Here is a 6002-nt window from a genome sequence, read left to right as displayed (position 1 = left end):
TCGGTGGGCGATACTGGGATCGAACCAGTGACCCCTTCGGTGTGAACGAAGTGCTCTCCCGCTGAGCTAATCGCCCGGGTGCAGGGAAAACATTACCGCATCCGGAGGGGTGCTCCGAACACCCCTCCGTGCTCCCCCGGCTCCCCCTCGGCGGGCCCGGACCTCAGCTCAGCTTCCACGGCATGGTGAACCCGTACTTCCACAGGTACCAGCCGCCCAGCCCGGCGATGATCACCAGGCCGATGGCCGTCAGGGTGATGTTGCGGCGGCGGACCTTCGGGTCCAGCGCCTTCTGGGCGGCCTCGGTGACCTTGCGCTTGGTCCACCGCAGCACCAGCTGCGCCCAGACGAACTCGGTCGCCCAGATGCCCATGCCCAGGAAGATGACCACCCAGCCCGGCCCGGGCAGCGGCAGCATCACCACCCCGAGCACGACCACGGCGAGGCCGACCAGGAAGACCGCCACCTGCCAGCTGAGGTGGAGCGGCCGGGAGCGCCGGATGAAGTGCGGCGCCTTGGAGCCGAGGCCGGCGTCGGCCGCCGGTCCGGCCGGGGAGCCCTCGGGCTCGGGATTGTCGTTTCGTACAGCCATGCCGCGAAAACTACCGGAGCCGCCCCCCGGTTCCCGGGCCCCGTGGGCTCCGTAGCGATTCTGCAATGCGCCGGAAGGGGTACGACTCGGACCGGAATCGGGACAGACGGGTTTACACCGGGCTTTCAGGTGGGATGGTCCGTTCGCCGACGTGCGATTCCCCGAGCGCACACTGAGCGAAAGGCCCTGGCGCTTATGAACACCACGGTCAGCTGCGAGCTGCACCTGCGCCTCATCGTGTCCAGCGAGTCGTCACTGCCCGTCCCCGCGGGCCTGCGCTACGACACTGCCGACCCCTATGCCGTGCACGCGACCTTCCACACGGGTGCCGACGAGACCGTGGAGTGGGTGTTCGCCCGCGACCTCCTCGCGGAGGGGCTGCACCGACCCACCGGTACCGGCGACGTCCGGGTGTGGCCCTCGCGGAGCCACGGTCAGGGGGTGGTCTGCATCGCCCTGAGTTCTCCGGAAGGAGAAGCCCTGCTGGAAGCCCCGGCTCGAGCGCTCGAGTCCTTCCTCAAGCGCACCGACGCCGCCGTGCCACCCGGCACCGAACACCGTCACTTCGACCTCGACCGGGAGCTGTCACACATCCTCGCCGAAAGCTGACCGCTCCGGCGGGGGTACGTCCCACCACCGCGTCCGTCCTACTCGGGGGCACGGTCGCACGCTCAACCGCCCACCGGGCGGTCCGTCAGGGCCGGGCCCCGGCGCGCTCCCACCGGAGCGCGCCGGGGCCCTCGCCCTTTCCGGCCGGTCGGTCCGGGGCCCGTGGTGACGGCCCGTGCCGGTAGAGTCGCGGGAACGACCGACGCGGGGCCCACGAAGCCCCCGCCGCGCGAGGAGCCTCACGTGCTGATCACCCATGACACCGAATGCGCGCTCGGCATTCTGGTCGAGCTGCTCAACACCTCGCCCGACGCCTGCGGCAGCGAACAGCTCCCCGACCTGGCGGCGCTGCACTCCTTCGTGGCCCGCCGGGAGATCAGCGAGGTGGACTCGCTGACCGAGCATGACCTCACCGCGGTGCGGCGGCTGCGCGGCCGGCTGCGCGAGGTGTTCTCGGCCGACTCCACCGAGGAGGCCGCCGAGCAGGTCAACGCGGTGGTCGCGGCCGCCGGCACCACCCCCCGGCTGGTCAACCACGACCACCACGGCTGGCACATCCACTACTTCGCCCCGCACGCCGCGATCGGCGACCACCTGGCGGCCGAGCTCGGCATGGCGCTCGCCTTCATCGTGATGGCCGGCGAGCGCGAGCGGCTGCGCCGCTGCGAGGCGCCGGACTGCGCCCGGGTCTTCGTCGACCTCTCCCGCAACCGCTCGCGCCGCTACTGCGACAGCCGCACCTGCGGCAACCGCCTGCACGTCGCCGCCTACCGGGCCCGCCAGCGCTCCGCCGAGGCGGTCCCCGCCGGCTGACGCCGCGAAGGGTGGAAGACTGGGGCGCATGACCGACGCACCCCTCCCCCGGCTCGAGTTCTGGGCCGACCTGCAGTGCCCCGACTGCCGCACCGCCCTGACCGACCTCCACGCCCTGCGCGAGCAGTACGGCGAGGCCCTCACCGCCGAGCTCCGGCACTTCCCGCTGGAGAAGAACAAGCACGCCTACACCGCCGCCCAGGCCGCCGAGGAGGCCCTCGCCCAGGGCAGGGGGTGGGAGTTCACCGAGGCGCTGCTGGAGCGCTGCGAGGAGCTCGCCAAGGCCAAGAGCGGCGAGCAGTTCCTGGTCGCGCTCGCCGGCGAGCTCGGCCTCGACGCCGAGGAGATGGACGTCGCGCTGATCGACGGCCGGCACACCCTGGTGGTGGACGCCGACCAGGCCGAGGGCAAGGCGATCGGCATCACCGGCACGCCGACCTACCTGGTCGCCGGGCAGCGCCTGGACGGCGGCAAGAGCCAGGACGGGCTGCGCGAGCGGATCGTCGCGATCCTGGACGCGGCCAAGGCCGCCTGAGACCGACCGTCTCAGAGCAGCGGCTTGCCGAGCACCCGGCGGGTGAGCCGGTAGCCCAGCGACTCGTAGAGCCGGATGGCCACCTCGTTGGAGCTGAACACGTTGAGCCCGAGGTCGGCCACCCCGGCGGCCAGGCACTCCCGCTCGGCCAGCCGCATCAGGGTGCGGCCGTGGCCCTCGCCCCGGTGCCCCTCGCCGACCTCCACCGTCATCACCCAGGCCAGCGGAGAGCCGTCCGGCAGGGTGCTCTGACGCAGCGTCAGCCAGAGGGTGCCCAGCACGGTGCCCTGCGCGTCCAGCAGTTCGCGCAGGGCCGTGCCGGGGGTGGCGTGGCCGTGGAGCAGCAGCTGCCGGTGGTCGGTGTCGGCCTTCTCCCTGGCCTCCCGCTCGCCCAGGCCGGAGCCGGTGAGGTGGCTGACGTAGCCCTCCTTGGCCTCGGCCAGCCAGGCCTCGTAGCGGTCCGGGCCGATCGGACGGACCGTCAGGCCGGCCGGGAGCTCCGGGGCGCGGCCGAGGTGTTTGGCCATGTTCCGCATCCGCTCGGTGTACCCGAGCAGCCGGGCCAGCCCGAGGGCGGCCTCGTTCCCGGCCGGGACGGTGACGTCCACCCGGCTGCAGCCCCAGCCCCGCAGCACCTCCTCGGCGGCCAGCGAGCCGACCGTGGCGCGGCCCCGGCGCAGGCCCTCGGTGACCTCCAACTCCGAGATGGTGCCCCAGCGTTGCTCGCCGTACGGCGTGGCGGTGGTGCGCAGCGAGCCGACCGGGCGGCCGTTGACGCAGATCAGCCAGCGCCGGGTGCGGCCGCCGTCCGGACGGAGTTCCTCGGGGTGCTCGGGGCGCAGCGTGGTGGTCATGGGGAGTGCATTCCCCGCTGCGCCCCGGCTGATCCGCGCGCCCGCGTCACGGGTCGAGGTCGTCCCCGGTCCGCTCGGCGAACTGGGCCATCGCCTTGAGGGTGACGGGCCCGGGGGCGCCCAGTTCGCGGTCGTCGATCCGGGCGATGGCCTGCACGTCCCGCAGGGTGGAGGTGAGGAAGGCCTCCTCGGCCTCGGCCAGCACCTCGAAGGGGAGGTCGGCCTCCTCGGCGCCGGTCCAGTCGATGACCAGCTGCCGGGTGATCCCGGCCAGGCAGCCGGAGGCGAGCGGCGGGGTGAGCAGCCGGCCGCCGAGCACCACGAAGATGTTGGATCCGGTGCCCTCGCAGAGCCGCCCGGCGGTGTTGGCGAAGATCGCCTCGGAGGCGCCGGCCCGGTGCGCGGCGGCCAGCGCGACCACGTTCTCCCCGTAGGAGGTGGTCTTGAGGCCGGTGAGCGCGCCGTGCTCGTTGCGCCGCCACGGGACGGTCTTCACGGCGGTGGTGTCGGGTCGGGGCTTGGCGGTGCCGATCGCGATCACCAGGGTGGGCGGGGCGTCGCCGCGCTCGGAGCCGAGCGGGGCCAGACCGCCGGTGTAGGTGATCCGCAGCCGGCCGAGCTCCATCGGGTTGGCGGCCAGCACCTGGCGCACGCCCTCGCGGACCACCGCGTGGTCCGGGGCGGGCAGGCCGAGGCCCTCGGCGGAGCGGGTGAGCCGGTCGAGGTGGCGGGTGAGCGCGAAGGCCTTCCCGTCCACCGCCTTGGCGGTCTCGAACACGCCGTCGCCGACGGTCAGTCCGTGGTCGAGCACGGAGACGGTCGCGTTGTTCTCGTCGACCAGGCGGTCGTTGACCCAGATCATCAGGTGTCGCTCCTCGACTGCTACTCGGTGCCCGAGGCTATCGCGACCAGGCGGGCCGCCTTGAGCTCGGTCTCGTCCCACTCGCGCTCCGGGTCGGAGCCCCAGGTGATGCCGGCGCCGGTGCCGAAGTGCAGCAGCGGGCGGGCGGGGTCGGCCCGGTCGATCCAGAACGTCCGGATGCCGACGGCGAGTTCGGCCTCGCCCCGGTCGGCGTCCACCCAGCCGACGGCGCCGCAGTAGGGGCCTCGCGGGGCGGTCTCCAGGGCGTCGATGATCCGCAGCGCGCTGGCCTTGGGGGCGCCGGTGACGGAGCCGGGCGGGAAGGTGGCCTCGAACAGCTCGGCCCAGCCCGCCCCTTCGCGCAGCTCTCCCTCCACGGTGGAGACCAGGTGCACCAAGCCGGGGTGCTTCTCCACCACGCAGAGGTCGGGCACCGTGACGCTGCCGGTGGAGCAGACCCGGCCGAGGTCGTTGCGGACCAGGTCCACGATCATCACGTTCTCGGCGTGGTCCTTCTCCAGCAGGTCGTGCTCGGTGCGGCCGGTGCCCTTGATCGGCCCGGAGGAGACGGTGCGGCCCCGGCGGCGCAGGTAGAGCTCGGGCGAGGCGGTGGCGATCTCGACCCCGTGCCCGGGCAGGCGGATCGTTCCGGCGTGGGGGGCGGGGTTGCCGTGCGCCAGCAGCCCGGTGAGCGCGTCGATGTCGCTGCGCTCCGGGTCGGGCAGCCGCGCGGTCATCACCCGGCAGAGGTTGGCCTGGTAGACCTCGCCGGCCGCGATGTGCTCGCGGATGCGGCGGACCCCGGCGGTGTAGGCGTCCCGGTCGAGCGAGCTGCGCCAGCTCCCGGGGCCGGGCCCGAGCCAGCCCTCGGTGCGCGGCGGGGCGGGGTCGGGGCGGACGGAGTCGAAGCGGGCGCAGGTGAGGCGGCCCTCGAAGTCGTACGCCACCGCCCAGTACCCCTCGCTCTCCAGGGCGGCCGGGTCGGAGGTGACGTCGCGCAGGCCGGTCGCCAGCCGGCCGGCGAACCTCGCCATGGGGGTCGGGCTGGTGCGGGGGGTGGTGCGGCCGGACACGGTGCTCCTGCGCGGTGAGGGTGGTGCGGGGGTGCTTCGAAGTGTAGGTCGGCGGGGGTGTCCGACGTCGGGCGGCGAGGGTCCGGCGGCGGGCCCGGCGAGCTGACGAGGTGCCAGCTCGGGGGGTCTCGGGGGGCACCCCGTCGGCACGCTGCGGGAACGGAATTTGAGCTGGCCCAGGAATCCGCTAAAGTTCAACACGTCGCCGGGAAACGGAGCCGCAACACAGCGGTGAAGGGCCCCGACAGACAGGCGGACGTAGCTCAGTTGGTAGAGCATCACCTTGCCAAGGTGAGGGTCGCGAGTTCGAATCTCGTCGTCCGCTCGACGGAGAACAGGGTAAGATCGTTTTTCGTGAGTTGCCTGGTGGAGTGGCCGAGAGGCGAGGCAACGGCCTGCAAAGCCGTGTACACGGGTTCAAATCCCGTCTCCACCTCACATGAGGTGCCCCTGGTTCGCCAGGGGCCCTCCCCGCGCGATTAGCTCAGCGGGAGAGCACTTCCCTGACACGGAAGGGGTCACTGGTTCAATCCCAGTATCGCGCACTTGCAGTACCCGCAGTACGGCCTCACCAGGCGCGATTAGCTCAGCGGGAGAGCACTTCCCTGACACGGAAGGGGTCACTGGTTCAATCCCAGTATCGCGCACTTGCAGTACCCGCAGT

7 protein-coding genes and 5 tRNA genes are annotated in these 6002 nt (G+C 72.5%); 7 read left to right on the top strand and 5 right to left on the bottom strand.

Going from position 1 to position 6002, the window contains the following annotated elements; genetic code table 11:
- Nucleotides 1-4 precede the first annotated feature (4 nt).
- Together ACZ6ZR_RS17430 and ACZ6ZR_RS17425 are read right to left on the bottom strand one after the other, a co-directional pair.
- Nucleotides 5-76: transfer RNA gene (locus ACZ6ZR_RS17430), tRNA-Val, on the bottom strand.
- A gap of 87 nt (nucleotides 77-163) precedes the next feature.
- Complete coding sequence (locus ACZ6ZR_RS17425) at nucleotides 164-592, bottom strand: TIGR02611 family protein (RefSeq protein WP_465643136.1); 429 nt, start codon at nucleotides 590-592, stop codon at nucleotides 164-166.
- Nucleotides 593-787: 195 nt separating this feature from the next.
- Here ACZ6ZR_RS17425 and ACZ6ZR_RS17420 point away from each other — a divergent pair, with 195 nt between their 5' ends.
- The 3 genes from ACZ6ZR_RS17420 (at nucleotide 788) to ACZ6ZR_RS17410 (ending at nucleotide 2549) form a co-directional block, all read left to right on the top strand.
- Nucleotides 788-1201: an SsgA family sporulation/cell division regulator gene (locus ACZ6ZR_RS17420; protein ID WP_030056266.1), complete on the top strand. Its 414-nt coding sequence runs from the start codon at nucleotides 788-790 to the stop codon at nucleotides 1199-1201.
- A gap of 243 nt (nucleotides 1202-1444) precedes the next feature.
- Nucleotides 1445-2014: a CGNR zinc finger domain-containing protein gene (locus ACZ6ZR_RS17415; protein WP_465643134.1), complete on the top strand. Its 570-nt coding sequence runs from the start codon at nucleotides 1445-1447 to the stop codon at nucleotides 2012-2014.
- Nucleotides 2015-2042: 28 nt separating this feature from the next.
- Nucleotides 2043-2549: a DsbA family protein gene (locus ACZ6ZR_RS17410; RefSeq protein ID WP_465643132.1), complete on the top strand. Its 507-nt coding sequence runs from the start codon at nucleotides 2043-2045 to the stop codon at nucleotides 2547-2549.
- Nucleotides 2550-2560: 11 nt separating this feature from the next.
- Here ACZ6ZR_RS17410 and ACZ6ZR_RS17405 read toward each other — a convergent pair whose 3' ends face one another.
- From ACZ6ZR_RS17405 to ACZ6ZR_RS17395, 3 genes are read right to left on the bottom strand one after another with little or no spacing between them, the layout of a single operon-like run.
- Nucleotides 2561-3403, bottom strand: coding sequence for a GNAT family N-acetyltransferase (locus ACZ6ZR_RS17405; protein WP_465643130.1), 843 nt, complete (start codon nucleotides 3401-3403; stop codon nucleotides 2561-2563).
- Between the two features lie 46 nt (nucleotides 3404-3449).
- Nucleotides 3450-4268, bottom strand: coding sequence for an aminotransferase class IV (locus ACZ6ZR_RS17400; protein WP_465643168.1), 819 nt, complete (start codon nucleotides 4266-4268; stop codon nucleotides 3450-3452).
- A 17-nt stretch (nucleotides 4269-4285) separates the two neighbouring features.
- Nucleotides 4286-5299 carry a chorismate-binding protein gene (locus ACZ6ZR_RS17395; RefSeq protein WP_465643128.1) on the bottom strand — a complete coding sequence of 338 codons (1014 nt, stop codon included), beginning with the start codon at nucleotides 5297-5299 and terminating at the stop codon, nucleotides 4286-4288.
- 291 nt (nucleotides 5300-5590) lie between these two features.
- Between ACZ6ZR_RS17395 and ACZ6ZR_RS17390 the strand changes: the two genes are divergently transcribed.
- The 4 genes from ACZ6ZR_RS17390 (at nucleotide 5591) to ACZ6ZR_RS17375 (ending at nucleotide 5985) form a co-directional block, all read left to right on the top strand.
- Nucleotides 5591-5663, top strand: a tRNA-Gly gene (locus ACZ6ZR_RS17390).
- A 40-nt stretch (nucleotides 5664-5703) separates the two neighbouring features.
- A tRNA-Cys gene (locus ACZ6ZR_RS17385) sits at nucleotides 5704-5774 on the top strand.
- Between the two features lie 37 nt (nucleotides 5775-5811).
- A tRNA-Val gene (locus ACZ6ZR_RS17380) sits at nucleotides 5812-5883 on the top strand.
- Between the two features lie 30 nt (nucleotides 5884-5913).
- Nucleotides 5914-5985, top strand: a tRNA-Val gene (locus ACZ6ZR_RS17375).
- The last annotated feature ends 17 nt before the right edge of the window (nucleotides 5986-6002 follow it).

It is taken from the genome of Kitasatospora sp. NPDC088742 (assembly GCF_055584905.1).
This window is presented reverse-complemented; position numbering and strand designations above follow the sequence as displayed.

Excerpts from the sequence above, each read along its gene's own strand:
- ACZ6ZR_RS17405 (WP_465643130.1), bottom strand. The coding sequence starts at position 3,403 with ATGACCACCACGCTGCGCCCCGAGCACCCCGAGGAACTCCGTCCGGAC.
- ACZ6ZR_RS17395 (WP_465643128.1), bottom strand. The coding sequence starts at position 5,299 with ATGGCGAGGTTCGCCGGCCGGCTGGCGACCGGCCTGCGCGACGTCACC.
- ACZ6ZR_RS17420 (WP_030056266.1), top strand. The coding sequence starts at position 788 with ATGAACACCACGGTCAGCTGCGAGCTGCACCTGCGCCTCATCGTGTCC.
- ACZ6ZR_RS17410 (WP_465643132.1), top strand. The coding sequence starts at position 2,043 with ATGACCGACGCACCCCTCCCCCGGCTCGAGTTCTGGGCCGACCTGCAG.
- ACZ6ZR_RS17425 (WP_465643136.1), bottom strand. The coding sequence starts at position 592 with ATGGCTGTACGAAACGACAATCCCGAGCCCGAGGGCTCCCCGGCCGGA.